The sequence below is a fragment of the Luteimonas notoginsengisoli genome (assembly GCF_042648885.1).
In the GTDB taxonomy this organism is placed as follows: Bacteria; Pseudomonadota; Gammaproteobacteria; order Xanthomonadales; family Xanthomonadaceae; genus Luteimonas; species Luteimonas notoginsengisoli.
On the sequence record NZ_JBHRYF010000008.1, the window covers coordinates 651,843 to 675,626 of the forward strand.

A 23,784-nucleotide genomic window follows, 5' to 3' on the forward strand; every position below is an offset into this window, starting at 1 on the left:
TCCCCGTTGGATCGCAGCGCACCGCATCGCTGCGGCGATCGGTGCAGATGCTCCGGCGCGCGGCCACGACACGCTCTTGCGCAACGAGACCCACATGAATCGACTGCTGCAACCCCGCCACCTGCTGTTCGCCGCGCTGCTGGCGAGCACCCCCGCGCTGGCCATCGACGACGCGCGCTGCCACGCCGGCGCCTACCGCCTCGACGATGGCGGCGTTGTCGCGATCGGCGCCCTCAGCGATCCGGCGCAGCTGCGCTGGCGCCGGCCCGACGGCACGACGGGGCTGCTCACGCCCGATGCCCAAGGCGGCTGGACCAGCACGCGGGGCTGGACCGGCCGCGCCGACGGCGTCCGGGTCGATTTTGGCCGCTGCGACGAGGCGCGCATCGTGTTTGCCGGCCATCCCGGCGCGCGGATCGGCTTCGACGTCACCGACACCACGTTTGCAGGCGATGGCGTCACCCTGCGCGGCCGGCTGGTGCTGCCCGAGGGCGCTGGCCCCGTGCCGATCGCAGTCGAGGTGCACGGTTCAGAGGACTACTCCGCGGTCGATCTGAACGCCATGCAGCAGCTGTTGCCGGCGCAGGGCGTGGGCGTATTCGTGTACGACAAGCGCGGTACCGGCGCCTCCACCGGCAAGTACACCCAGGACTTCCACCTGCTGGCGGGCGACGCCGCTGCCGCGTTGGGCGAGGCGCTGCGGCTGGGCGGCAGCCGGACCGGCAGGATCGGCTTCCACGGCGGCAGCCAGGCCGGCTGGGTCGCACCGCTGGCGGCCAGCCGGACGCCGCGCGCGCAGTTCGTGCTGGTCGGCTACGGCATGGCCACCGGCCCGCTGGCCGAGGATCGCGACCAGGTCATGCTCGACCTGCGCACCGCGGGCTACGGCGACGACGTGTTGGCCAAGGCGCGCGAGGTGACCGATGCCACCGCCGCGATCGTCGCCTCACGCGGTGCGCGCGGCTGGGAACAGCTGGACGCTGCGCGCGCGAAATACGCGGCGCAGCCGTGGTGGGGCGCGATGAAGGGCGAGTTCACCGGCCTTGTCGCGCACCATGCGCGCGCCGAAGTCGAGGCGATGGCGCCGAAGCTCGAAGTCGGTACGAGCTGGGACTACGACCCGATGCCCGTGCTGCGCGGCCTGCAGGTGCCGCAACTGTGGATCCTCGCCGGCGCGGACAGCGAGGCACCGCCGGAAGAGACCATGCGGCGCCTGCGCACGCTCGCCGCCGAAGGCCGGCCGATCACGACGATGGTGTTCCCGGACACCGACCACGGCATCGTCGAGTTCGAGACCGGAGCCGACGGCAAGCGCATCGAAACCGGCTATGCCGAGGGCTACCTGCGCATGCTCGTCGACTGGATCCGCGACGGCCGCCTCGACCACGCGCCCTACGGCAACGCGCAGCCGCTGGAAGCGACCCCACGCGAGTAAGGCGCGCCCAAGACGCGATGCCTTTCGCCAATCCGATCGCGCCCACGGGGCGCTCCTGCAGGGCATCGGGCATCGCCGGGTGGCGCGTGAGCCGCGCAGGCGGACGCTACACGTCCCCGTCGTCCGCCCACCCTTCACCGGTGCCCCGATTGAACACCCGGTCGCCGTCACGCACGTCGCCGGCCGGAATTGAATCCTGCTGCGCCAACCGCGCGTAGATCGGCGTGAAGTCCGGCGTGGTCGCGTCGATCAGCTGCTCGAAGCTGTCGATCACGAAGTAGGTCTTCTGGTAGCTGTCGATGCGGTAGCGGGTGCGCATGATGCGCTCGAGGTCGAAGCCGATCCGGTTGGGCGCATCGGACTCCAGCGAGTGCAGCGATTCGCCCTTCGACGAGACAATGCCGCTGCCGTAGATGCGCAGCCCGTCCTTCTGCCGGATCAGGCCGAACTCCACCGTGTACCAGTACAGCCGGGTCAGGTTCTGCAGTGCGTCGGCGCCGATGGCGTGCGCCTTGACCCCGCCGCGGCCGTAGGCCTGCATGTAGTCGCCGAACACCGGGTTCATCAGCAGCGGCACGTGGCCGAACAGGTCGTGGAACAGGTCCGGCTCCTCGATGTAGTCGATCTGGTCGGGGCGACGGATCCACCACGTCACCGGGAAGCGGCGGTTGGCCAGGTGGTCGAAGAAGTCCAGCTCCGGCAGCAGGCCTTCCACGCCCATCAGCGTCCAGCCGGTGGCCGCGCGCAGCACTTCGTTGAGCTCGGCAAACCTGGGGATACGGTCGGGCGTCATGCCCATCGCGTCCTGCGCGGCGAGGAACTCGTCGCTGGCGCGCCCGCGCAGCACCTCGCTCTGGCGCGCGTACAGCGTCGCCCAAGTGGCGTGGTCGTCGTCCGAATAGTCGTCCCAGGGCTGCTCGACGATGCCGGTGGCATACACCGGGACCTTGCCCTTGTCGGTGTGCAGGTTCTCGACGCGGCGCGGGTTGGCGGACATGGCGGTCTCCGGAGGCGACGTTCGACTGTAACCGCGCGGCGGCGCAACGGGATTGCCAAGTTGCGCCACGAGCGGCGTTTGGCGCACGATTCTTGCGTCAAAATGCAAAAGGACGCATCCGATGGCTGCCGCCGAGCTCGACCGCACCGATCTCCAGCTGCTCGCCGAACTCCAGCGCGGCGGGCGCCAGACCAACGCCGAACTGGCCGAGCGGGTCCACCTGTCGCCCTCGGCCTGCCTGCGCCGGGTCCAGCGGCTGGAGCGTGACGGCGTGATCGCCGGCTACCACGCCGAGGTCGATCCCGACCGCCTCGGCCTCGCGCTGCAGGGCTTCGTCCGGGTCCAGCTCAGCCACCACGACGCCGACTCCGTCGCCGCCTTCGCGCGCTTCGTCAACGAATGGGACGAGGTCGTTGCCTGCCACGCCCTCACCGGCGACATGGACTACCTGCTGCAGGTCGCGGTGCGCGACCTCGAGCACTTCTCCCGCTTCCTGCTCGACCACCTGCTCGCCCAGGCCGGGGTCGCCGACGTCAACTCGAGCTTCGTGCTGCGCACGGTGAAGGCGTTCAGGGGGATGCCGTTGCCGGGGGCGTGACGGTTGCGCTATCTCAATGGGCAATGGCGCGGCGTTATGCTGCGGCGAAAAAGCAGGTGTTAGGTGCGTACGGAGAGATTATGAGCAACTCAGACAGTAAGAAACTCCTAGATCGTTACTTGGTCGCCTACAACTCCTTCAACATTGACGGCATGCTTGCGCTGCTATCGCCGGACGTTCGCTTTGAGAACTACTCCAGTGGGCAACTCACTGATGCCGCAAATGGCATTGACGAGTTCAGAGCGCTCGCTGAGAAATCCAAGTCCTTGTTCTCTGAGCGGGAGCAGCGCATCACCAAGCTGACACTCGACCAAGACTCTGCCATTGCTGAGATTGCTTACCGGGGTCAGCTCGCTACCGACATACCGGGTGGCCCTTCAGCCGGGACCGTGCTAGACCTACAAGGTCAGTCAGAGTTTTCTTTCAAAGGTGGGCAGATCAGCAAGATCGTTGATCGCAGCTGAGTGCGCACCTAACAATCGCTCAAGCCGAACTTGCTTCGTTACACCAAAGCCATGGCAGGAAAAGCTCGCCATGGCTGGGGCTTCACTACGCAAGTCGGCTTAACCCAGGTGTCAGACCACTTGCCAACCATCATCACAGGGGAAAGTAACGGGAAAGTACACCTTGATCTTTTCGACCGTTCTGGCTCTGTCCGCTTGCGCAACCAAGACAATCAACACAGCGACGGCCAGAAGCACGCCGCCAGAGCGGGCGCGGGGTGAATTAACACCCCAAGTGCAACACCCCTGAGATTGCTGGAGTCGTTGTGTCGGCATTTGAGAGCCATGGCGTTTCTCTGGAAGCGAACGACTTTGACCAGAACTGCCCATACATCGACGCCTTGTTGCAGGCTGGAGAAGCACGATGGACACACTTCGCCGCAAGGCTGATGCGGCCGTTTGGGCTGCGGGAGATGCGCGATGAAGGTGAAGGACCTGGCGGTGCTGGTCGTACTCGGAGCGGTTGCGCTCTTCGGCTACGACAAATACAAGTCCTACGCGGCCGACGAAGTGCAGTCGCAGGCCGTGCAGGCAAGCCGACCTGTGCGGCCTGCGTCGCCGCCGGTGGAAGACCGGTCGTGGATCAAGTCGGACGCTGCCCCCGCAGCGCCGGGCAGCGCTTCGGCCGGGGCATTCAAATGCGATGGAAGAACCCATTGCTCGCAGATGACGTCCTGCGCGGAAGCGACCTATTTTCTCCGGCATTGCCCGGGCACGCAGATGGACGGCAACAATGACGGCGAACCATGCGAGCGCCAGTGGTGCAACTGATCTCGGCAATGATCCGAACCTTATGAAGCGCCTGATGCGGCTGCCCGGATGGGGGCAGCCGTGCACTGGTTCGTCGTAACTGAAGCGGGAGGCCTGGAGCGCATGGCGGCCGAAGCCGGCGGGACCCGAAACTGCGGCCAGGCATCACGTTCCAATGCCCGCAACGACACGTTGCATCAATCCAAGGGGAGTGGCTGTGCGCGAGATCCGCATGTTGTTGGGCATGGTGCTGGCGCTTGCGCCGCTGCTATCGGTCGCCGCCGAGGAGCGTGCAGTTCCACCCGAGTACCGGCGCGCAGCCGACCAGGCGGTCGACCAGGCCTACACCGACCTGATCGCCAAGGACACCACCGATCCCGCGCTCAACTCGCCGCTCACCGACTACCTGCCGGCATCCGACAGCGTGCCGACGCCGCTGCAGGTCTTCGGCCGGATCGCCGGCGCCGAGGGCTGGCTGCCTTACAGCGCCGACGTGCACCGCTATTTCCGCGAGCTGGAGAAAGCCAGCCCGCGCGTGCGCGTGATCCGCATCGGCCAGAGCGAGGAGGGCCGCGAGATGATCGCGGTGGCGATCGCCGACGAGGCGCTGATCGCCAACCTCGACGCCAACGCCGCGCGGCTGGCACAGCTGGCCGATCCGCGCACCATTGACCTGGACGACGCGCGGGCCGACGCGCTGATCGCGCAATCCACGCCCGTCTACTACATCACCGGCGCGCTGCATTCGACCGAGACCGGATCGCCGACCGCGCTGATGGAGCTGGGCTACCGCCTCGCGGTGGATGAGGCGCCGTACATCCGCGCGATCCGCGCCGGGGTCATCACCCTGATCACGCCGGTGGTGGAAGTGGACGGGCGCGACCGCAAGGTCGACGTCTACAACTGGCACCTGGCCAACCCCGGCAAGACCTATCCGTCGCTCGCGTACTGGGGCCACTACGTCGCCCACGACAACAATCGCGACGCGATGGGGCTGACCTTGAACCTCAGTCGGGCTGTGCTCGACACCTACGTCGGGCAGGGCGCGCAGGTGATCCACGACCTGCACGAGTCGTATGCGTTCCTCTACGACAACACCATCGGCACCGGGCCGTACAACGCCTGGATCGATCCGATCCTGGTCGGCGAGTGGCAGCAGCTGGGCTGGGACAACGTCCAGCAGCTGACGAAGATGGGCATGCCGGGGGTGTGGACGCACGGCGAGTTCGATGCCTGGAGCCCGGGCTACCTGATGTTCATGGCCGCCACCCACAACGGCATCAGCCGGCTGTACGAAACCTACGGCAACGACGGCGCCGACACGGTCAAGCGCATCCTGCGGCCGGAGGAGTACGCGCGCACCTGGTATCGGCCCAACCCGCCGTGGCCCGAGGTGCTGTGGTCGGCGCGCAACAACAACAACTACCAGCAGACCGCGCTGCTGACCGCGCTGCACTACTTCGCGCAGAACGGGCCGATGTTCCTGCGCAGCTTCTACGACAAGGGCAAGCGCTCGATCGAAAAGCCGCTCGCCTCCGGGCCCGCCGCGTACGTGTTCCCGGCCGGCGAGAAGCGGGACGGCTCGCAGGCGCGGCTGCTGCGGATCATGCAGCTCCAGCACGTGGAAGTCAGCCGCTTGGCGTCGGCGGTGACCGTGGAAGAACCGCCGCGTAGAAGCGAATCCGGCAAGGACAAGAGCGACACGGCCGGCAAGCGCCGCTTCGCCGCGGGCAGCTGGGTGGTGCGCATGGACCAGCCGTACTCGCGCATCGCCGACACCCTGCTCGACCGCCAGTACTGGTCGCCCAAGGACAAGTACGACGCGCCCTACGACGACACGGGCTGGTCGATGGGCGACCTGTTCGACGTGCACGTCGCGCGGGTGACCGACGCCGCGATCCTCGACGCGCCGATGACCAAGGTCGTCGACCCGGTCGCCGTCCCGCAGGGGCTGGCGAGCGTCGACGTCGAAGGCGCCGGCAAGCCGCTGCCGCGCATCGCGCTGATGCACACCTGGCTCAGCACCCAGACCGAAGGCTGGTGGCGCATGGAGCTGGACCGGATGCAGGTGCCGTACGACTACATCAGCACCCAGGACATCACCCACGACGCGAACCTGCGCGCGAAGTACGACGTGATCCTGTTCGCCCCGGTGGGGCGCGGCAACACCCGCCAGATCATCGACGGCCTGCCGATGTGGGGCAATCCGCTGCCGTGGAAGACCACCGAGCTCACGCCCAATCTCGGCCGCATCGACGCGACCGACGACATGCGCCCGGGCATGGGCGAAAGCGGCGTGGCCAACCTCAGGACATTCGTCGCCGACGGCGGGCTGCTGGTCGCGGCGGGCGACAGCGCGGTGTTCGCGATCGACGTCGGCCTGGCGCCCGGGGTGTCGGTGGCGCCCACCGATGACCTGAAGGTCGTCGGCAGCGTGCTGCAGGCGCAGTTCGTCGACCGCAAGCATCCGGTGGCGTCCGGCTACGACCGCGACACGCTGGCGGTCTACAGCGAGGAAGGCCTGTCGTTCCAGCTTTCCAACCTCGCCACGCCCGGCGGCGCGCCCTCGAAGCGCGGCCTGGCGACGGCGAAGGATTTCGAACGGCCGACCGGCCGCGGCGGCAAGCAGGACGTCGACACGCCGCAGGGTCGGGCATTCGTCGCCGCCGCGCCGCTGCCCGATCCAAAGCGATGGGAAGCCATGCCGCTGAACGAGGAGCAGGCGCGCAACAATCCCTGGGTGATCCCGCCGGCGCAGCGACCGCAGGTGGTCCTGCGCTTCGCCGATGCCGACGACCTGCTGGTATCCGGGCTGCTCGACGGCGGCGACGAGCTCGCCGGCCGCGCGGCCGTGGTCGATGCCCGCTACGGGCAGGGCAAGGTGCTGCTGTTCGCGATCAATCCGATCTGGCGCGGTGGAACGATCGGCAGCTATGCACTGGTGTTCAACGCGATCCTGCAACTCGAGCGGCTGGGCGAGGCGGACAAACCGGCGCAGGCGGCCGCGCCAACGCCATAGGAAGGGTATTGCTAGTGGATCGCCCGGCGCGAACTGCGTCGGCCGATCCTGGGTGGTTTATGCGATTCATTACGCGAGAACGCAGCGAAGTCCTCCGGTTCGCAAGACCGCCGGCGCCGCGCGATGTGGATCTCGGCGCCTGTATCGGGGGCACCCGGGCTCGCAATGGATGCCACGATCCATTAGGTTCGGTCGGGAGCCACAGGGAGGTCACACCAGATGAAACGTCTGTTGCCATGCGCCATCGTCGCTGCACTTCTCGCGGCGGGCCCGGTCCGCGGTGCGCCCGCTCCGGCGACCGAAGGCGATGCCGCCACCGCGGTGCTGGACTGCCATGCGCAGTACGCGCGTCGCTATGCCACTCACGTGGATGCCGCGCCGAGCGAGATCGCCGCCGGCGCCTTTGCCGCATGCCACGAGCCGATGGCGGCATATGAGGCTCTGGTGCCGGCGCTCGCGAAGAAGGATGCGCGTGTTGCGATCGGCGTGGGCGACGTACACGCCACCGAGCGCGAAATCATCGAGCGGTTCCGCGAGGATGTTCGCAACGCGACCATCGACGCGGTGATCCGCAACCGAGCGAAGTAGGACGGCGCGAAACGTCGCGATACCCATCGCCGCCGGACGGCGGAAGGGTATCGCCTGCTTCTGTCTATCCAGCGGATGCGCTGGCCTGCGATCAGAAGCTGTTGTCGCCGTCCAGCAGGCGGCCGATGCCGCCGAGCATCGACCCCTCGCCCCGATCCTTGCCGCCCGACTGCGGCGCCGCGGCCAGCATGCGCCCGGCCATGCGCGAGAACGGCAGCGACTGCAGCCACACCGTGCCCGGTCCGGTGAGCGTGGCCAGGAACATGCCTTCGCCGCCGAACAGCATGCTCTTGATTCCGCCGACCGCCTTGACGTCCATGTCGACGCCGGGATGGAACGCGACCACGCAGCCGGTATCGACGTCGATCCGCTCGCCCGCGGCGAGCTGGCGTTCCATCACCGTGCCGCCGGCGTGCACGAACACCCAGCCGTCGCCTTCGAGCTTCTGCATGATGAAGCCCTCGCCGCCGAACAGGCCGGTGAGGATCTTGCGCTGGAAGTGGATGCCGACCGACACGCCGCGCGCGCCGGCGAGGAAGCTGTCCTTCTGGCACACCAGCCGCCCGCCGTGGTCGGACAGCTTCATCGCCATCACCGTGCCGGGATAGGGCGCGGCGAACGCGACCTTCGCCTTGCCCTGGCCGGTGTGGGTGAACATCGTGGTGAACAGGCTCTCGCCCGACACCACGCGCTTGCCGGCCGACAGCAGCTTGTTGAACACGCCGCCGCCCTGGCCGGCATGCGAGCCGTCGCCGAACACCGTGTCCATCTGCACCGCGGAATCCTTGTACATCAGCGCGCCGGCCTCGGAGATCGCGCTCTCGCCCGGATCCAGTTCGATCTCGACGAACTGCATGTCGCCACCGACGATCCGGTAGTCGATCTCGTCGGCCTGCCCGCGTCCCGACCCCGTGGACGGGAGCGGCGGCATCAGCGCCGGAGGCGCATTCGCCGATGGCGCGAGTTCCGGCACGTCGCCGACCGGGCGCCATGCCGGCATGCCTTCGCGCCAGCACAGGTCCTCGGGATGCTGCTGCGCATGGGCGTGCGCCGCGTTCTCATCGAGCGGGCCAACCCGCGCGCTGTTGCTGCCGGAGCTGAAGTACCACTTGGCCATGGGGGCGAGTCCTTCGGGGTGGAAACGCGAGTCTACTGCGCGCGTGAAGTCCAACCATGTGCCACCGGTTGGGCGCGAGTCCACGGCAGCCGATGCACGGCCCCGATCATGTTGCCCATGTAGGAGCAGCGATTTCCGACTGCGGCATTCCCGCACCGCGCTGCGCGACGAAAGCGGGCGCCAGGCAACCTCTGATCAACTCGATGTCATCCCGAGCGCAGCGAGGGATCTGCTGCTTTTTATGGAGAAGACAGATCCCTCGCTGCGCTCGGGATGACAGAAATGGTGTTGTCCAGACTTTCCCTAGCGTGCCCTGCGCAGGAAGTAGTCCTCGCTGCCTTCCAGCGTGCAGCCGTCGTCGGTGGCGCGGCAGCGCACGTCGACGCGGTCGCCCGGCACCAGTTCCGGGTCGCGCGGACCCCAGGTGGCTTGCGACCAGCCGCGCAGGGTGACGACCTTCAGCCCGTCCACGGTGACCGAACATTCGCCGTCGGCGAAGCAGCCGTTGTCGATGGCGTCCACCCGGCCGGACAGCGTCCGGATCTCCCCCGAGGGATCCATCCCGCTCGCGACCGGCTGCGGGGCGGTCGCCACCGGCGTCGCGGCGCATGCGGCCAGTGCGCCCAGCAGGCAGGCCAATGCCGCGCGCAGCAGGAGGCTCACTTGCCGGCTCCGCCGGCGGCGTCGCGGGCGAACATCCCGCCGAAGAAATCGCCGTCGTTCCAGCGCGGACGTTCGGGCGCGTCGCCGACCAGCTGGCCGATGCGCGCGTTGAGTCGCGCCATGCGCGCGGCGTCGCCGTACTGGATCGGCTGGGTGTCGGCATCGTCGCAGGGCTGGTGATAGCAATTGCGCAGGAAGTAGCGCAGCGCCACCTTCGGATCGCGCCCGTCGGCCTTGTCGGCCGCCACCACGCCGCCGGTCAGGTACACCGCGGGCACGCCGGCGCGGATGAAGGCGTACTGGTCGCTGCGCACGAACACGCTTTCCTCCGGGAACGGGTCGGGCGACAGCGCCACGCCCACGTCCTTCGCCGCCGCGTCCAGGGTCGCCTGCAGCGTCGAATGCTCGACCCCGATCGGCACCACGTCGGTGGTCGGCGCCATCAAGACCGGCATGTCCATGTTGATGTTGGCGACCATCGAACCGGCCGGAACGGTCGGGTGGGTGGCGAACCATTCCGCGCCCAGCAGCCCCTTCTCCTCCGCGGTGACGGCGACGAACAGCGCCGAGCGCTTCGGCGGTTGCTTCGTCGCCTGCAGCTGCTGCGCCGCCTCGAGCAGGATCGCCACGCCCAGCGCGTTATCGAGCGCACCGTTGTAGATCGTGTCGCCCTTCACCGGCGCGCCGATGCCCACGTGGTCGAGATGCGCGGTGTAGACCATGTGTTCGGCGCCGAGCGCGGAATCGCTGCCCGGCAGTTTCGCCACCACGTTGCGCGACTCGATCGGCTCGACCGTCGTTCGCGATGCCAGCGCGATCGTGCCGGGCAGGCCGAAACCCTTGAGCGTGCCATCGCGCGCGGCGTCGAACAGCTGCGCCGCCGTCTGCGGGCCGTCGGCGAACACCAGGTCCGCGGCGGCCGCGCTCACCGATGCCACCACGCGCAGCTGCGGGAAGCTGTCGATGCCGCGCCCGTCGGCGTCGCGCAGCCGCATCGCCGGTCGGTTCCAGTTGGCGGCGTTCCGGGTCCACGGCGATCCCGCCTCGTCTTCCGCGGTGTTCACGAAGATCGCGCCGATCGCGCCGTGCGACGTCACCGCGCGCAGCTTTTCGCGGTACGAGGAATGAAACGCGCGGCGGTCGTCGTCGAAGCGCGCCGGCGCACCGCCAAAGAGCACCGCGATCTTGCCCTCGAGCGCCAGCCCCTTGAAATCATCGACGCCCAGCGCCGGCGCCTCCACCGCCTGGCCGACGAACACCGCCGGCGCCTCCACCGCGGCTTGCGGCGCGTTGAAGTTCTGCGACGGCAGGAACTGGTCCTGGAACCGCAGCGCGATGCTGCGGCCGCCGCGATTGACGGTGAACGCCGCGCCTTCGCGTACGCGCGTGGCCTTCAGCAGCGGCACGCGCTGGAAGAACGTGCCGTCGTCGCCGGCTGGCTGCAGGCCGATGCTGGCGAAACGCTTGCCGACGTACTCCGATGCCATCGTGTAACCGCGGGTGCCGGTTTCGCGGCCTTCCATAACGTCGTCCGAGAGCTTGCGCACGTCGGCCTCGATGCGCAGCGCGGACGGATCGTTGGCCCACGGTGCCGGCGCGGCGGCCTTGGCCGGGACCTTGTCGGCCGCGGCCGGCGGCGGTGCGGCGCGGTCGCAGGCGGACAGGCACAGCAGGCCCAGGACGAGGAGGGAAGGGGCGCGGCGCATCGGCGTGGTTCCGGCGTGGGAAGCCGCGACGCTAGCACAGCGGACCGCCCGCAGCCTGCCCCCGCATGCCCCTCGTCGCAGCGGTGCCGGCAACGATCTTTTCGTCGCCGAGTCCGTGCGGGGGCGAGCCGGGGGTGCGGGCGATTTTGCCTGGTGCCGCGCCAAGCGCGCGAATGTCGCGCCTCACGGACAAGTCGAGCGCGCCGCGGCTATCCTCGACGGCGATCCGCCCTCCGGAATCGCCATGACCCCATCGCCCCGTGCCATCGCGGTTCCGCCCACCGGCCTGGAGCGCGTCCTGCTGGTGGCGGTGGTCGTGCTCGCGCTGGCAGGGTCGCTGGCGATCGCGCGCGACCGGCTGACCTGGCTGCTCGAGGTGGTCTGGGTGATCGCGGCGCTGCCGCTGCTGGCGTGGCGCTGGCATCGCTTCCCGCTCACGCGCCTGCTGTGCTGGCTGCTGGCCGCGCACGCGCTGGTGCTGATCTACGGCGGCGCCTACACCTATGCGCAAACGCCCCTCGGGTTCTGGCTGCGTGACCTGTTCGGCTTCGAGCGCAACCCCTGGGACCGTGTCGGCCATCTGATGCAGGGGTTCGTGCCGGCGATCCTCGCGCGCGAACTGCTGCTGCGGCTGACGCCGCTGCGCCGGGGCGGCTGGCTGGCCTATCTGGTGCTCGCCGCGTGCCTGAGCTTCAGCGCCCTGTTCGAGCTGATCGAATGGTGGAGCGCGCTGGCCTTCGGCGCCGATGCCGACGCCTTCCTCGCCACCCAGGGCGATGTCTGGGACACGCAGTGGGACATGTTCCTGTGCCTGTGCGGTGCGATCGCATCGCTGCTGCTTTGGTCGCGGCTGCACGATCGACAGCTGGGAGCCGCGGCGGCAGAGAAGGATGCGTCGTTGCGCTCCGCCGGTTGACGCGCCTGCGCGTGGGACGCTGTCGTCTACCGCGGCGGCGAATCGGGCAGGTAGAGATCCGCGATCTTCAGCGCCAGCCGATACGGTTCGGGATCGTTGCGGTTGGTCAGCACCACCACGGTGAAGTGGCGCTTCGGCCAGCGCACGATCACGTTGCGCCCGCCGATCGTCTCGCCCGAATGCCACAGCACCTCGCCGTGGATGCGCCAGCCGTAGCCGTAGCCGTCGACATCGGCCTCGTCGTGGATCGGCGTGTGCAGGGCGAAGGCGTCGGCGCGCGAGGCGTCCGACAGCAGGCGGTCGTCGTACAGCGCCGCGTCCCATTTCGACAGGTCGTCGATCGACGAATAGATGCCGCCGTCGCCGAGCACGGCGCTGGTCGAACTCTGGTCGGTCCGCTGCCACTGCCCGTCGACCAGGCTGTGGCCGTAGGCGCGGTTGGCGACGGTCGAGATGCCGCTTTCGTAAGCCACCGTGTGCGCCATCCCCAGCGGTTCGAAGATGCGCTGGTGCAGGAAGCTGGCGAAACCCCGCCCGGAGGCCTTGCCGACGATCAGCGCGAGCAATGCATAGGCACCATTGCTGTAGCGGTAGTCGCTGCCCGGCGCGAAATACAGCCGATGCTCGCGTTCCAGCAGGTGCAGCACGTCGATGTCATGCACCTGGGCGACGGCGTCGGGGGCCATCAGGTCCTCGTAGTCGACCAGCCCCGAGCTGTGGGTGAGCAGGTGGCGCAGGGTGATGGGGTCTGCGACCTCCGGCAGCGAGGGCAGCCACTTGCGCACCGGATCGTCGAGCGACAGCTTGCCGTCCTGCGCCAGCAGCACGATGGCCGCGGCGGTGAACTGCTTGCTCACCGACGCCAGGCGGAAGTTGGTGGCCGGCGTCACCGGGATGCCGGCGTCCATGTCCGCCAGGCCATAGCCGCGCCGCAGCAGCGGTTGGCCTTCGCGCAGCACCAGCACCGCGGCGCCAGGCACATCGCCGGTGTAGTCGCGCATCAGCGCGTCGACGGAAGACTGCATCGACCCTGCTCCGGTGGCGCAGCCAGCCAGCAGCAGGGCGAGGACGGACGCGATGGGCGTGGCGAGGCGCATCGGCCGATTGTAGCCAGCCGGGGCGGCCGGCGGGACTGCAGCGGAACTTCGAAGCGGCCGCGCAATGGCGGCCGGGCCGCGGCGGAAAGGAAAGCGGCCGCGCAGTGGCGGCCGCTTCCCGGCGCGCGTGGCTGCTTTACTCGGTGCGGAACTCGAGGCCGAGCGTGAACACGTTGGCGGTGATGTCCACGCCATCGTCGCCGCCGGTGAGGCGATCGAAATTCAGGCTCATGCCGAAGGTCGGGCTGAAGTCGTAGCCGACCGACGCGCCGAAGTACGGATCGATCGAATCGGCGCTGTCGTGGCCGTAACCTTCGATCTCGCCTTCCAGCTTGCCCTGCGCCACGCCGGCGCGGCCGCTGAGGAAGAAGCCGTTGCCGTCGGCGCCGAAGTTCTTCTTGCCGACCACGCCCAGGCCCAGCGCCGTGGCCTTGAGCGACACGTCGTCCCAGCGGTCGTCGTAGACATGGGTGTAGAAGCCTTCGACCGCCCAGTTGGGATGGAAGTAGTAGCCGCCGCGCACCGACCAGTTGTTGCCCTTGTCGCCGATGCTGCCGACGTCCGACACGTCGATGTCGCCGTCGGTGCGGCCGGCCTGCAGGGCCATGAAGCTGGCGGCACTGGCGCTGGTGGACAGGCCGGCAAGGGCCAGGGCGAAGATCGCCAGGGAAGTCTTCTTCATCTTGCAGTTCCTGTTGTTGGAGGGCCCGTCATTGGGCGGCGGCAGGCTACCGGTCGCCGTCGCTGGCGGCAACCGGAAGTTTTCGCATGCCTGCGGGGATCGGCTGCCGGTGCAGGGCGACTGCGCGAAGTCGCGGTGTCGCGCGACACGTGTTGCTACTGGTCCCGCGTCGGGAAATGCAGCACCACGCCGCGCTCTTCCGGTTCCCGCCCCTGCTGCCACAACACCGGCACGTCGCGCGGCGCGGGGGTTTCGAACTGCCCACGATCGGCCCCGGCGGCGCGGGCTTCGTGTGCGGCCTGCTCTTCTTCGATTTCCCAGCTGTACCTGCGCCGCGGCGCCTGCGGATCCTTGCGCCGGAACGCGAACGCGGCGACCACGCCCGCGACCGCGCCGCCGAGGTGCGACTGCCAGGACACGTCGAGCTCGCGCGGCAGCACCGTGAGCAGCATGCCGCCGTAGAGGAACAGCGCGATCATCGCCGCGGCGATCGAGGCGCGGTCGCGGCGCAGCAGGCCAAGCACGAACACCAGGAACAGCAATCCGTGGCCGAGCCCGCTTGCCCCGAGATGATGCGAACCCGCGGCGCCCAGCAGCCACGCGCCCAGTCCCGAACCGATCCAGATCAGTGGCAACGCGCGAAGCGTCGCGCGCGGATAGACGCTGCCTGCCAGGGTGCCGAGCAGCAGCAGCGACACCGCGTTCGAGCCGAGATGACCCGGCGAGCCGTGCAGCAGCGGCGCGGTCACCAGGCCCAGCAAGCCCGCAGCGGTTTGCGGGACCACCGCGAACGGCCGCCAGTCCAGCGACTGCTGCGCCGAGAACACCATCGCCAGCAGCAACACGAACGCGAGGCTGGCCTTGAGCGCGCGCAGCAGGCGCGAGCGGTCGTGGCGGCGCTGGGCGGCGGCGTCGAGCGGCGGTTCGGGCGTGTCCAGGTGCATCGCCCGAGGATGGCGCCGAATCGCGGCGATGCAAGGGTGGCGGGCCTGACGCTTGGTGGGAGCGGCCTCAGCCGCGAGCGTCTGCTCCCTCCCCTGCGGAGGCACCGCGTACCGTGAGCCCCCCCTCCCAACCTCCCCTTGGCTTCGCAGGGGGAGGGGTCAATGCAAAGCTCGCGACTGGAGCCACTCCACGAAGGCGGTGTGCCGGGCCTGGTTCAGGTCGAGATCGCCAGCCGCTCCTGATGGTAGCGACGGGTCGCGGCGAACCACAGCAGCGCCGCCAGGCCGAAGCCGGCGCCGAAATACACCGCCCATTCCAGCATCGCCACCGGTTCGCTGCGGATCACCTTCAGCAGCATCTGGTTCTGCGCCAGGAATGGCACCGTGTATTGCCACAGCTGGGTGCGCACCGGGCTGACCATCAGCACCACCGTCGGCACGATCGGCAGCAGCATCAGCATCGACATGTAGCTCTGCGCTTCCTTCACCGACTTGGCGCCGGCGGCGATGAAGGTCAGCAGCGCGGTCCCGATGAACAGCATCGGCAGCAGCACGAGCAGCATCTTGCCGATCGCCAGCAGGCTTACGTCCATCATCCGGCCGATGCCCGGCGCGAACTGCGCGCCAACCTTCAGCGCGACCAGCGTCAGCAGCAGCGTCGTCAGGCCGACCAGCGAGGCCGCCACGATCTTGCCGCTGACGATCGCCCCGCGCGCGGCGGGCGTGGCCAGCAGCGGCTCCAGCGACTGGCGTTCGCGCTCGCCGGCGGTGGTGTCGATGATCAGGTAGGCGCCGCCGATGAAGGCGCTGAGAATCAGGAAATACGGCAGGATCGCCATCAGCATGCCGCGCCGCGCTTCCGGCGTGGACAGGTCCTTGTGCGCCACCGACAGCGGGGCGGCCACGGCCGGGTTGACCCCACGCGCCAGCAGCCGCAGCGCGCCGACCTGCTGGCCGTAGCGCTGCAGCGCGTTCTCGATCCGCTTGACCGGGATGGTCGAATCCTGGCGCGTGCTGTCGTGCACGATCTCGACCAGCGCCGGATTGCCGGCCTGCCAGTCCTTGGCGAACGCGTCGCCGATGCGCAGGTACGCATCCTCGTCCTGGCTGCGAATCGCCGCGTCGGGATCGCCGGCAAGCCGCTTGCGCTCGATGCCCTCGGCGGCCAGCCACTTGACCAGTTCGGGCGCGCGATCGGCGCCGACGATCGCCACCTGCAGGGGCTTTTCGATCTGGCTCTTGGCGCGGCTCTGGGCCAGGGTCAGGATCCCGAACAGCATGGCCGGCACCAGCAGCGGCCCCATCACCAGGGCCAGCATCAGCGTGCGGCGGTCGCGCGAGAGTTCGCGCAGTTCCTTCATGCAGACCGTCCACAGCGCCTTCATGCGTGCAGCCCCTCTTCCGAACCGATCAGCGTCACGAAGGCATCCTCGAGGTTGTCGTGGCCGGTCTGCGCGCGCAGCTCGTCGGCGGTGCCCTGCGCGGCGACGCGGCCGTGCGAGATCACCACGATGCGGTCACACAGGGCGGCGACCTCCTGCATGATGTGGCTGGAAAAGATCACGCAGCGCCCTTCGGCGCGCAGGTCCTTGAGGAAGCCGCGCAAGCCGCGCGTGGTCATCACGTCCAGGCCGTTGGTGGGCTCGTCGAGGATCACGTTGCGCGGGTCGTGCACCAGCGCGCGCGCGATCGCGGTCTTGGTGCGCTGTCCCTGGCTGAAGCCCTCGGTCTGGCGATCGAGGAAATCCTCCATCTGCAGCGCCGCGGCCAGCGCGCTGATGCGCGCATCGACCAGGGCGCGCGACATCCCGTGCAGTTCGCCGAAATAGCGGATGTTCTCGCGCGCGGTCAGGCGCTTGTAGACGCCGCGCGCGTCGGGCAGCACGCCCAGCGCGCGGCGCGCGGCCACCGGGTCGGCGGCGACGTCGCGGCCGTCGACCAGGATGCGTCCGCTTTCCGGCGCCATCAGCGAATACAGCATGCGCAGGGTGGTGGTCTTGCCGGCGCCGTTGGGGCCGAGCAGGCCGGTGATCTCCCCGTCGCGCGCCTCGAAGCCGACGTCGTCGACCGCAATCACGGGGGTCTTGTCCTTGCCCTTGCCGGGGAAGGTCTTGCGCAGGTGTTCGGCGATGATCATGGGGTTCGGGATCCGGAATCGGGGGCGCGGAAATGCGGGGCGGCGATCGAAGCGGAGGGCGCGTTGCGGCGCCTCACGGCCCCCATCCGTTGAAGCTCGTGAATGGCGGCGTGTAAGCGAGCTTGTCGAGACACTTCGCATCCAGCGTCTTGGCATCGGCGGTTTCGAGGAACTGCGCGAACAGCTTGGGCATGCAGCCGGCACCGATCACGTTGTGGGCCTGGCCGCGCAGCACCAGCGAGCGGCCCTTGGGCAAGGTCTTCACCACGCGCGCGGCGTAGGCGGGGGGCGTGACCGGGTCGAGTTCACCCGACAGCAGCAGGGCCGGGACGTCGCTGGCCAGCGGTGCGTGGAAATCGGCCGGGCGCTTGCCCTTCGGCCACGCGGCGCACTGCGCGACCAGGCCGGCGACCAGCGAGTTGCCCAGCAGCGACGACGCCATCGCCGGGTCGTCCTGCAGGCCGTCGGCGTCCTCGCTGCAGATCACCGACAGCTGCATGCCATAGGCCATCTGGTCCGACAGTTGGCTGCCGAGCATCTTCGACAGCGCCATCAGGCCGTCGTAGCGGCCCTGCGCGCCTTCGTGGATCAGCAGCGGCAGGATCGACGACACCATCGGCGAGTAGGCGTACATCCGCGCCAGCCCGGCGATGTGCGCCGGCAGCAGGCGTTCCTGCGTCGACCGGCCGGTGGAGGCGTCGCGGTAGGTCACCAGCGGCGGCTCGGCCTCGAGCCGCGCCATCAGCGCATCGAGCTGCCCGCGCGGGTCGCCGAGCGCGCTGGCGCAGGCCGGGATCTTGCCGCAGCGGGCGAACTGCAGGTCGAGCGCCGATTCGAGGTTGCGCGCGAAATCGTTGCCCAGGAACAGGTCGTTGGGCGCCACCGAATCGAGCACCAGCGTGCGCGTGTGCCGCGGATAGGCGCGCGCGTACTGCTGGGCGACGCGGGTGCCATACGAGATGCCGAGCAGGTTGATGGTGTCGGCGCCGATCGCCTGGCGCACCGCATCGAGGTCGCGCACCGCGTCGCTGGTGGTGTAGAAGCGCAGGTCCGCGCGCTTGGACAGCGCCTCGCGGCAGCGCCCGACCGCCGCCAGCATCGACTGCTCAGCGGCCGCTTCGTCGAGCGATGGCTCGCCTTCGGCGAGGTCCGGGCACTGCAGCGGGTTGGACTTGCCGGTGCCGCGCTGGTCGACCAGCACCACGCCGCGCTGCTTGAGCACGTCCTTGAACGCCGCCGCCACCGCGGGATAGCTCCCGGTCGCCGACTGGCCGGGGCCGCCGGCGAGCAGGAACACCGGGTCGGGCGCTTTCTCGCCGTCCTCGTCGGCCGGGATCCAGGCGATGTTGAGCGTGATCTTGCGCCCCTGCGGCAGCGCCGGGTTCTCGGCCACCGGCAGCGAGCCGCACTGCGCTTCCACGCCGGGCGCGCCGAGCTGCGAGGGCAGCGTGCACGGGGTGAAGGCGATGCTGCCGAGCATGCGCGGCTCGGCCGGCGGCGCGGGAGTGGGCTTCGTGTCGGGCGCGCCGCTGGCGGCCGCGTCGCGTGCATGGTCGCGATACTGGCGATAGCCGAAGACCGCGACCAGCGCGAGGACGACGAGGATGAAGCGGGCTTTGCGGGACATGGCGGCCTGCGGTGCGGAAGAAGCAAGGGATCAGGATGACACGACACGGCTGCGGGGCGGATGTGACAGGAGTTGGCCCTGCGCCCTGCCTTTTTCGTAGGAGCGGCTTCAGCCGCGAGCTTTTCCAGACAGGCCAGGAGCTCGCGGCTGGAAGCCGCTCCCACAAGAAGCCATCGCGTGGTGGGATGGGAGGATCGTCAATTACGCTTGACGGGCGCGAGAGCTCGCGGCTGAAGCCGCCTCTACAGCGGTTGCTCCGACACGGGAGTCGCCCCCTTGCGCCGCGGCTACTTGGAGGACACGTATTTCTCGCGGCGGATCTGCGGCACGGGCAAGCCGTGTTCCTTGAGCGCCTCGAAGCAGGCGTCGACCATGTTCGGATTGCCGCACAGGTAGGCGACGTCGCGCCCGGCGTCGGGCGCGATTTCCTCCAGGAACTGCTGCACGTAGCCATGCCGCACGTCGGGATGGGCGTGCGGGGAGCCGGCCTCGGGCAGTTCGCGCGACAGGCAGGGCAGGTAGCGGAAGCCCGGGTGCGCATCGGCGAAGGCGCGGAACTCGTCGCCGTAGAGCAGCTCCTGCGGCGTGCGCGCGCCGGCAAGCACCACCACCTCGACGCCGCGCTCGGCCATGGCCCGCTCGAGCTGCGGCAGCATGGCCCGGTATGGGGTGATGCCGGTGCCGGTCCCGATCAGCAGGTAGCGCGCGTTGGCGTCGGTGGGCGCCAGGCAGAAACGGCCGAACGGCCCGCTGGCCTCGATCCGGCCGCCTTCGTCCAGGCCCTCGAACAGCGCCGTCGCCGCGCCGCCGGCCACGTAGCTCACCGCGATTTCCACCGCGTCGCCCGGCGCCAGCGCGTGGTTGTGGATGGTGGCCAGCGAATAGCTGCGCTTGGTCGCGGTGCCGTCGGCGTATTCGAAATGCACCTGCACGAACTGCCCCGGGACGAAGTCCAGCGGCTGGCCGTCATCGCGCACGAACGAGAGATGGGCAACCGTCGGCGCCAGCATTCGCCGCCCGGTGAGCCGTAATGGAAAGCGCTTGATGGCGGACAAGGATCGAACGTTGCGTTGCCGGAGCGGACTCCGCAGGACCCCTATAATACCGGCTTGCCGCGACACCGCGGCCCAGGAAGCCCCATGACCGCATCCACGCAGCCCGCCGCGGGCGCATCGGCGGCGTCGCCTCCGGCGCTGTCGGTGCGCGACCTGCGCAAGACCTACGACAACGGCGTCGAAGCCCTCAAGGGCATTTCGCTCGACGTGCATCCCGGCGATTTCCACGCCCTGCTCGGCCCCAACGGCGCCGGCAAGTCGACCCTGATCGGCATCGTTTCCTCGCTGGTCAACAAGACCTCGGGCGAGGTGAACGTGTTCGGCGTGGACCTGCACGCGCACCGCGACCAGGCCATGCGCCTGATCGGACTGGTGCCGCAGGAGCTGAACTTCAACATGTTCGAGAAGCCGCGCGACATCCTGGTCAACTACGCCGGCTTCTACGGCATCCCGCGCGCGCAGGCGCTGGTGCGCGCCGAAGAGGAGCTGCGGCGCGCGCAGCTGTGGGACAAGGCGCAGATGATGTCGCGCACGCTGTCGGGCGGGATGAAGCGCCGGCTGATGATTGCGCGGGCGATGATGACCCGGCCGCGCCTGCTGATTCTCGACGAGCCCACCGCCGGGGTGGACATCGAGATCCGCCGCGACATGTGGAAGACGCTGCGCGAGATCAACGCCGCAGGCACCACGATCATCCTCACCACCCACTATCTCGAGGAAGCCGAGAACCTGTGCCGGCACCTGGCGATCATCGACCGCGGCGTGATCGTCGAACAGGGGCCGATGCGCACCCTGCTGGCCAAGCTCGACGTCGAGGGGTTCCTGCTCGACATCGATGGCGCGCTGCCGCACGCATTGCCGCAGGTCGGCGGCGCGACGCTGGTGGCGCTCGACGCGCACACCCTCGACCTCGACATGCCGCGCGCGATGGACCTCAACGGCGTGTTCGCCGCGCTCGATGCCGCCGGCATCCGGGTGCGCTCGATGCGCACCAAGTCCAACCGGCTCGAGGAGCTGTTCGTACGCATGACCGGGCCGCAGGCGGCCGCGCAGCCTGGGAAAGCGGCGTGAGCGACGACAGCCGCGACAGCGCGCCGGCCTCGTCGCCGCAAGCCGCACCCTGGGCCCGCGTCCTTCCGCCCGCCGCATCCACCACCGCCAGGACCACCACCGCTCCATGAGCAGCCCGATCCGGACCGACACCGCAGCCGCCAGCGACATGGCGCGCAACTGGACCGCGCTGTACACCGTGGCGCGCCGCGAGATCGCCCGCATCCTGCGGATCTGGGGACAGACCCTGGTGCCGCCGGCGATCACCATGACCCTGTACTTCCTGATCTTCGGCGGCCTGATCGGTTCGCGCGTCGGCGAGATGGACGGGATCCGCTACATGGACTTCATCGTCCCCGGGCTGGTGATGATGAGCGTGATCCAGAACAGCTACGGCAACATCTCCTCGAGCTTCTTCGGGGCCAAGTTCGGCCGCCACGTCGAAGAGCTGCTGGTCAGCCCGATGCCGAGCTGGGTGATCCTGGGCGGCTATGTCGCCGGCGCGGTGCTGCGCGGGCTGATGGTGGGCGTGATCGTGCTGTGCATCGCGATGCTGTTCACCACCGTGCGCGTGCCGCATCCGCTGGTCACCCTGAGCACCGTGCTGCTGGGCGCGACGATCTTCTCGCTCGCCGGCTTCGTCAACGCGGTGTACGCGAAGAAGTTCGACGATGTGGCGATCGTGCCGATCTTCATCCTCACCCCGCTCACCTACCTCGGCGGCGTGTTCTATTCGATCAAGCTGCTGCCCGAATGGGCGCAGGCGCTGACCCACGCCAACCCGATCTTCTACATGGTCAACGCGTTCCGCTACGGCCTGCTCGGCACCAGCGACGTGCCGGTGTGGGTGGCCTACGCACTAATGCTCGGCTTCGTCGTCGCACTGGCGACCCTGGCACTTTGGCTGCTCAGGCGCGGCGTGGGCTTGCGCAGCTGAGGCCGCGCGGCGAGCGTTCGCTATACTCCGCGCTCCTTCGCAACGGGAATCGCGGAATGACCAGGAGCAGGACACTGTGGGCACTGTGCATCGCGCTGGCGATGCTGGCCGGTTGCAAGCAGCGGGATGATGCGCAGGTGGCGCCGGAGGCCCAGAACGAGGCCGAAGCGGGCGCCGCGGTGGACGCCGCATCCGCGCCTGCGGAACAGGCACCTTCCGAACCAACCGCCGCGCAGGCGCCCTCGGAACCACCGGCCGCGACCGCTGCCGCGCCCGACGCCAAGGCCTTCGATATCAACACCATCCCGGTCAGCGACCAGCCGTTGCCGGCGTGGCCGTACGTGGCATTGCCGGCGGGATACGAGTTCGACCACGCTGATGACTTGGCACAGCGCAGCAAGGACCTGGCGCGCGTGGCGGTCTGGAGCGGCGGCCAGCTGCTGTGGGTGGAAGGCCGGGTCTTCGAGGACCAGATCGACAATGCCGATGGCAAGACCTACTCGAGGTTCGAGGTCCGCAAGAACGTGCAGCAGGCGGTCGAGGCGCTGGGCGGCGTGCGCGTGAGCGAGCGCAGCTTCGACGAGGCCACCTACAAGGCGAACGAGAAGGACCTGGAGGATTTCCGCCAGGAATTCTCGAGCATCCGCGATGCCTACTGGTACGGCAACGACGCCGATACCTACGTCATCCGCCGGGCCGACAAGGCGATCTGGGTCGTGTTCCAGAGCAGCAACAGCCAGGGCGCGCTGATGGTGGCCGAAGGCCCGCTGCCGGCCGCGCCGGCCGGCTAGGCACGGCCCGCGCGGTTCGCAAAAATGCCCGGCGAAAGTCGGGCATTTGCGTTTCCGGAGCGCGGGGTCGACAGTTCCACCGGGCATCGGCGGCGTTCGGCGTTTCGAGCGCAGCCGCCGGTTGCCGCCACTGGATGGAGGTTGCAAGACCATGAGACTCCTGGTCCTCGGCGCCGGCGGCACCGGCGGTTATTTCGGCGGTCGACTCGCGCAGTCGGGGTCCGATGTGACGTTCCTGGTGCGGCCCGCGCGCGCGGCGCAGCTGCAGCGCGACGGTCTGCGCATCCGCAGCCCGCTCGGCGACGCCAACCTCGAAGTCGCGCACGTCACCGCCGATGCGTTGCCCGCGCGCGTCGCGCAGGCGCCGTTCGACCTCGTGCTGCTCAGCTGCAAGGCCTACGACCTCGACAGCGCGATGGCCGCGATCGCCCCGGCGGTCGGGCCGGACACGACGATCCTGCCGATCCTCAACGGGCTGCGCCATTACGCCGTGCTCGACGATCGCTTCGGCGCGCAGCGGGTGGTCGGCGGCCTGTGCTTCATCAGCGCCGCGAAAGGTCCCGGCGGCGAGATCCTGCACCTCGGACATCCGGCCTCCATCACCTTCGGCGAGCGCGCCGGCGAGCCCGCAAGCGCGCGCACCCAGGCCTTCGCGGCGGAGTGCGCGCGCGCCGGCATCGACCACCTGTGCAGCCCGCGCATCGCGCGCGAGCTGTGGAGCAAGTACAGCTTCCTGGCCGCGCTCGCCGCCGGCACCTGCCTGATGCGCGCGAGCGTCGGGCGCATCGTGGCCACCGAGGGGGGCGACGCCTTCATGGCCGCGCTGCACGACGAATGCCTCGCCGTCGCCGCGGCCGAAGGCGAACCGGTGCCGCACGAAGATGCCGGGCGGGCGCGCGAGTTGCTGACCCGCGCCGGCTCGCCGCTCACCGCTTCGATGCTGCGCGACCTGCAGGCCGGCGACCGCATCGAAGGCGCGCACATCGTCGGCGACATGCTGCATCGCGCGGGCGCCGCGGGCCTGGACGCGCCGCGCCTTGCCATCGCCTGGTGCCACCTGCAGGCCTACGCCTCGCGACGCGAGGAGCCCGCGACGCCCGACCAGGTTCGATAGCAAAACTATCTTTTGAACATGGCCGGCGCCCGTGGTTCGGGCCGCGACTTGTCGCACA

The 23,784-nt window shown here is 69.1% G+C and carries 22 protein-coding genes; 11 read left to right on the forward strand and 11 right to left on the reverse strand.

All coding sequences use genetic code 11. The features are described 5' to 3' along the window. Nucleotides 1-94 precede the first annotated feature (94 nt). Nucleotides 95-1,435 (forward strand): alpha/beta hydrolase family protein, encoded by a 1,341-nt coding sequence (locus ACFOM9_RS10795; protein ID WP_386710204.1) that lies wholly within the window; start codon nt 95-97, stop codon nt 1,433-1,435. Between the two features lie 106 nt (nt 1,436-1,541). Here the strand turns inward: ACFOM9_RS10795 and phhA are convergent, their stop codons facing one another. Beyond that, nucleotides 1,542-2,432 carry a phenylalanine 4-monooxygenase gene (gene phhA / locus ACFOM9_RS10800; protein WP_386710207.1) on the reverse strand — a complete coding sequence of 297 codons (891 nt, stop codon included), beginning with the start codon at nt 2,430-2,432 and terminating at the stop codon, nt 1,542-1,544. A gap of 121 nt (nt 2,433-2,553) precedes the next feature. On the opposite strand from phhA, the gene ACFOM9_RS10805 reads away from it, so the two are divergent. The 5 genes from ACFOM9_RS10805 to ACFOM9_RS10825 all read left to right on the forward strand — a co-directional run bounded on the left by ACFOM9_RS10805 (nt 2,554) and on the right by ACFOM9_RS10825 (nt 7,890). Beyond that, nucleotides 2,554-3,030 (forward strand): Lrp/AsnC family transcriptional regulator, encoded by a 477-nt coding sequence (locus ACFOM9_RS10805; RefSeq protein WP_386710209.1) that lies wholly within the window; start codon nt 2,554-2,556, stop codon nt 3,028-3,030. Nucleotides 3,031-3,110: 80 nt separating this feature from the next. After that, on the forward strand, nt 3,111-3,494 hold the full coding sequence (locus tag ACFOM9_RS10810) for a nuclear transport factor 2 family protein (protein WP_386710212.1): 384 nt from the start codon (nt 3,111-3,113) through the stop codon (nt 3,492-3,494). Nucleotides 3,495-3,953: 459 nt separating this feature from the next. Further along, nucleotides 3,954-4,304 carry an excalibur calcium-binding domain-containing protein gene (locus ACFOM9_RS10815; RefSeq protein ID WP_386710215.1) on the forward strand — a complete coding sequence of 117 codons (351 nt, stop codon included), beginning with the start codon at nt 3,954-3,956 and terminating at the stop codon, nt 4,302-4,304. Between the two features lie 196 nt (nt 4,305-4,500). Next, nucleotides 4,501-7,302 carry a M14 family zinc carboxypeptidase gene (locus ACFOM9_RS10820; RefSeq protein ID WP_386710218.1) on the forward strand — a complete coding sequence of 934 codons (2,802 nt, stop codon included), beginning with the start codon at nt 4,501-4,503 and terminating at the stop codon, nt 7,300-7,302. 219 nt (nt 7,303-7,521) lie between these two features. After that, nucleotides 7,522-7,890 carry a hypothetical protein gene (locus ACFOM9_RS10825; RefSeq protein WP_386710221.1) on the forward strand — a complete coding sequence of 123 codons (369 nt, stop codon included), beginning with the start codon at nt 7,522-7,524 and terminating at the stop codon, nt 7,888-7,890. A gap of 91 nt (nt 7,891-7,981) precedes the next feature. On the opposite strand, the gene ACFOM9_RS10830 is transcribed toward ACFOM9_RS10825, so the two are convergent. The 3 genes from ACFOM9_RS10830 to ACFOM9_RS10840 form a co-directional block, all read right to left on the reverse strand. Then, the gene (locus tag ACFOM9_RS10830; protein WP_386710224.1) at nt 7,982-9,007 is read right to left on the reverse strand and encodes a TIGR00266 family protein; all 1,026 of its coding nucleotides are present in this window, start codon (nt 9,005-9,007) and stop codon (nt 7,982-7,984) included. A 303-nt stretch (nt 9,008-9,310) separates the two neighbouring features. Continuing rightward, nucleotides 9,311-9,670 carry a hypothetical protein gene (locus ACFOM9_RS10835; RefSeq protein ID WP_386710227.1) on the reverse strand — a complete coding sequence of 120 codons (360 nt, stop codon included), beginning with the start codon at nt 9,668-9,670 and terminating at the stop codon, nt 9,311-9,313. After that, entirely contained in the window at nt 9,667-11,376 is a 1,710-nt protein-coding gene (locus ACFOM9_RS10840; RefSeq protein ID WP_386710229.1) for a M20/M25/M40 family metallo-hydrolase, read from the reverse strand. The genes ACFOM9_RS10835 and ACFOM9_RS10840 overlap by 4 nt, the downstream gene beginning before the upstream one ends. Before the next feature lie 244 nt (nt 11,377-11,620). On the opposite strand from ACFOM9_RS10840, the gene ACFOM9_RS10845 reads away from it, so the two are divergent. After that, nucleotides 11,621-12,292, forward strand: coding sequence for a DUF2238 domain-containing protein (locus ACFOM9_RS10845; protein ID WP_386710231.1), 672 nt, complete (start codon nt 11,621-11,623; stop codon nt 12,290-12,292). 26 nt (nt 12,293-12,318) lie between these two features. On the opposite strand, the gene ACFOM9_RS10850 is transcribed toward ACFOM9_RS10845, so the two are convergent. From ACFOM9_RS10850 to ACFOM9_RS10880, 7 genes are all read right to left on the reverse strand, one after another. Beyond that, complete coding sequence (locus ACFOM9_RS10850) at nt 12,319-13,389, reverse strand: serine hydrolase domain-containing protein (protein ID WP_386710234.1); 1,071 nt, start codon at nt 13,387-13,389, stop codon at nt 12,319-12,321. Nucleotides 13,390-13,525: 136 nt separating this feature from the next. Beyond that, a complete protein-coding gene (locus ACFOM9_RS10855; protein WP_386710236.1) occupies nt 13,526-14,071 on the reverse strand; it encodes an outer membrane beta-barrel protein in 546 nt (181 codons plus the stop codon). 155 nt (nt 14,072-14,226) lie between these two features. Next, nucleotides 14,227-15,015, reverse strand: coding sequence for a rhomboid family intramembrane serine protease (locus tag ACFOM9_RS10860; RefSeq protein WP_386710239.1), 789 nt, complete (start codon nt 15,013-15,015; stop codon nt 14,227-14,229). A 215-nt stretch (nt 15,016-15,230) separates the two neighbouring features. After that, entirely contained in the window at nt 15,231-16,400 is a 1,170-nt protein-coding gene (locus tag ACFOM9_RS10865; protein ID WP_386710242.1) for an ABC transporter permease, read from the reverse strand. Next, a complete protein-coding gene (locus tag ACFOM9_RS10870; protein ID WP_386710245.1) occupies nt 16,397-17,152 on the reverse strand; it encodes an ABC transporter ATP-binding protein in 756 nt (251 codons plus the stop codon). The genes ACFOM9_RS10865 and ACFOM9_RS10870 overlap by 4 nt, the downstream gene beginning before the upstream one ends. Nucleotides 17,153-17,225: 73 nt before the next feature. After that, complete coding sequence (locus tag ACFOM9_RS10875; protein ID WP_386710248.1) at nt 17,226-18,779, reverse strand: alpha/beta fold hydrolase; 1,554 nt, start codon at nt 18,777-18,779, stop codon at nt 17,226-17,228. 287 nt (nt 18,780-19,066) lie between these two features. Beyond that, on the reverse strand, nt 19,067-19,834 hold the full coding sequence (locus ACFOM9_RS10880; protein ID WP_386710250.1) for a ferredoxin--NADP reductase: 768 nt from the start codon (nt 19,832-19,834) through the stop codon (nt 19,067-19,069). 84 nt (nt 19,835-19,918) lie between these two features. Here ACFOM9_RS10880 and ACFOM9_RS10885 point away from each other — a divergent pair, with 84 nt between their 5' ends. The 4 genes from ACFOM9_RS10885 (at nt 19,919) to panE (ending at nt 23,726) form a co-directional block, all read left to right on the forward strand. Further along, nucleotides 19,919-20,905, forward strand: coding sequence for an ABC transporter ATP-binding protein (locus ACFOM9_RS10885; protein WP_386710253.1), 987 nt, complete (start codon nt 19,919-19,921; stop codon nt 20,903-20,905). A 106-nt stretch (nt 20,906-21,011) separates the two neighbouring features. Next, complete coding sequence (locus tag ACFOM9_RS10890) at nt 21,012-21,821, forward strand: ABC transporter permease (RefSeq protein ID WP_386710256.1); 810 nt, start codon at nt 21,012-21,014, stop codon at nt 21,819-21,821. Nucleotides 21,822-21,877: 56 nt separating this feature from the next. Beyond that, complete coding sequence (locus ACFOM9_RS10895; RefSeq protein ID WP_386710259.1) at nt 21,878-22,612, forward strand: hypothetical protein; 735 nt, start codon at nt 21,878-21,880, stop codon at nt 22,610-22,612. A 151-nt stretch (nt 22,613-22,763) separates the two neighbouring features. Continuing rightward, complete coding sequence (gene panE, locus ACFOM9_RS10900; RefSeq protein ID WP_386710262.1) at nt 22,764-23,726, forward strand: 2-dehydropantoate 2-reductase; 963 nt, start codon at nt 22,764-22,766, stop codon at nt 23,724-23,726. The last annotated feature ends 58 nt before the right edge of the window (nt 23,727-23,784 follow it).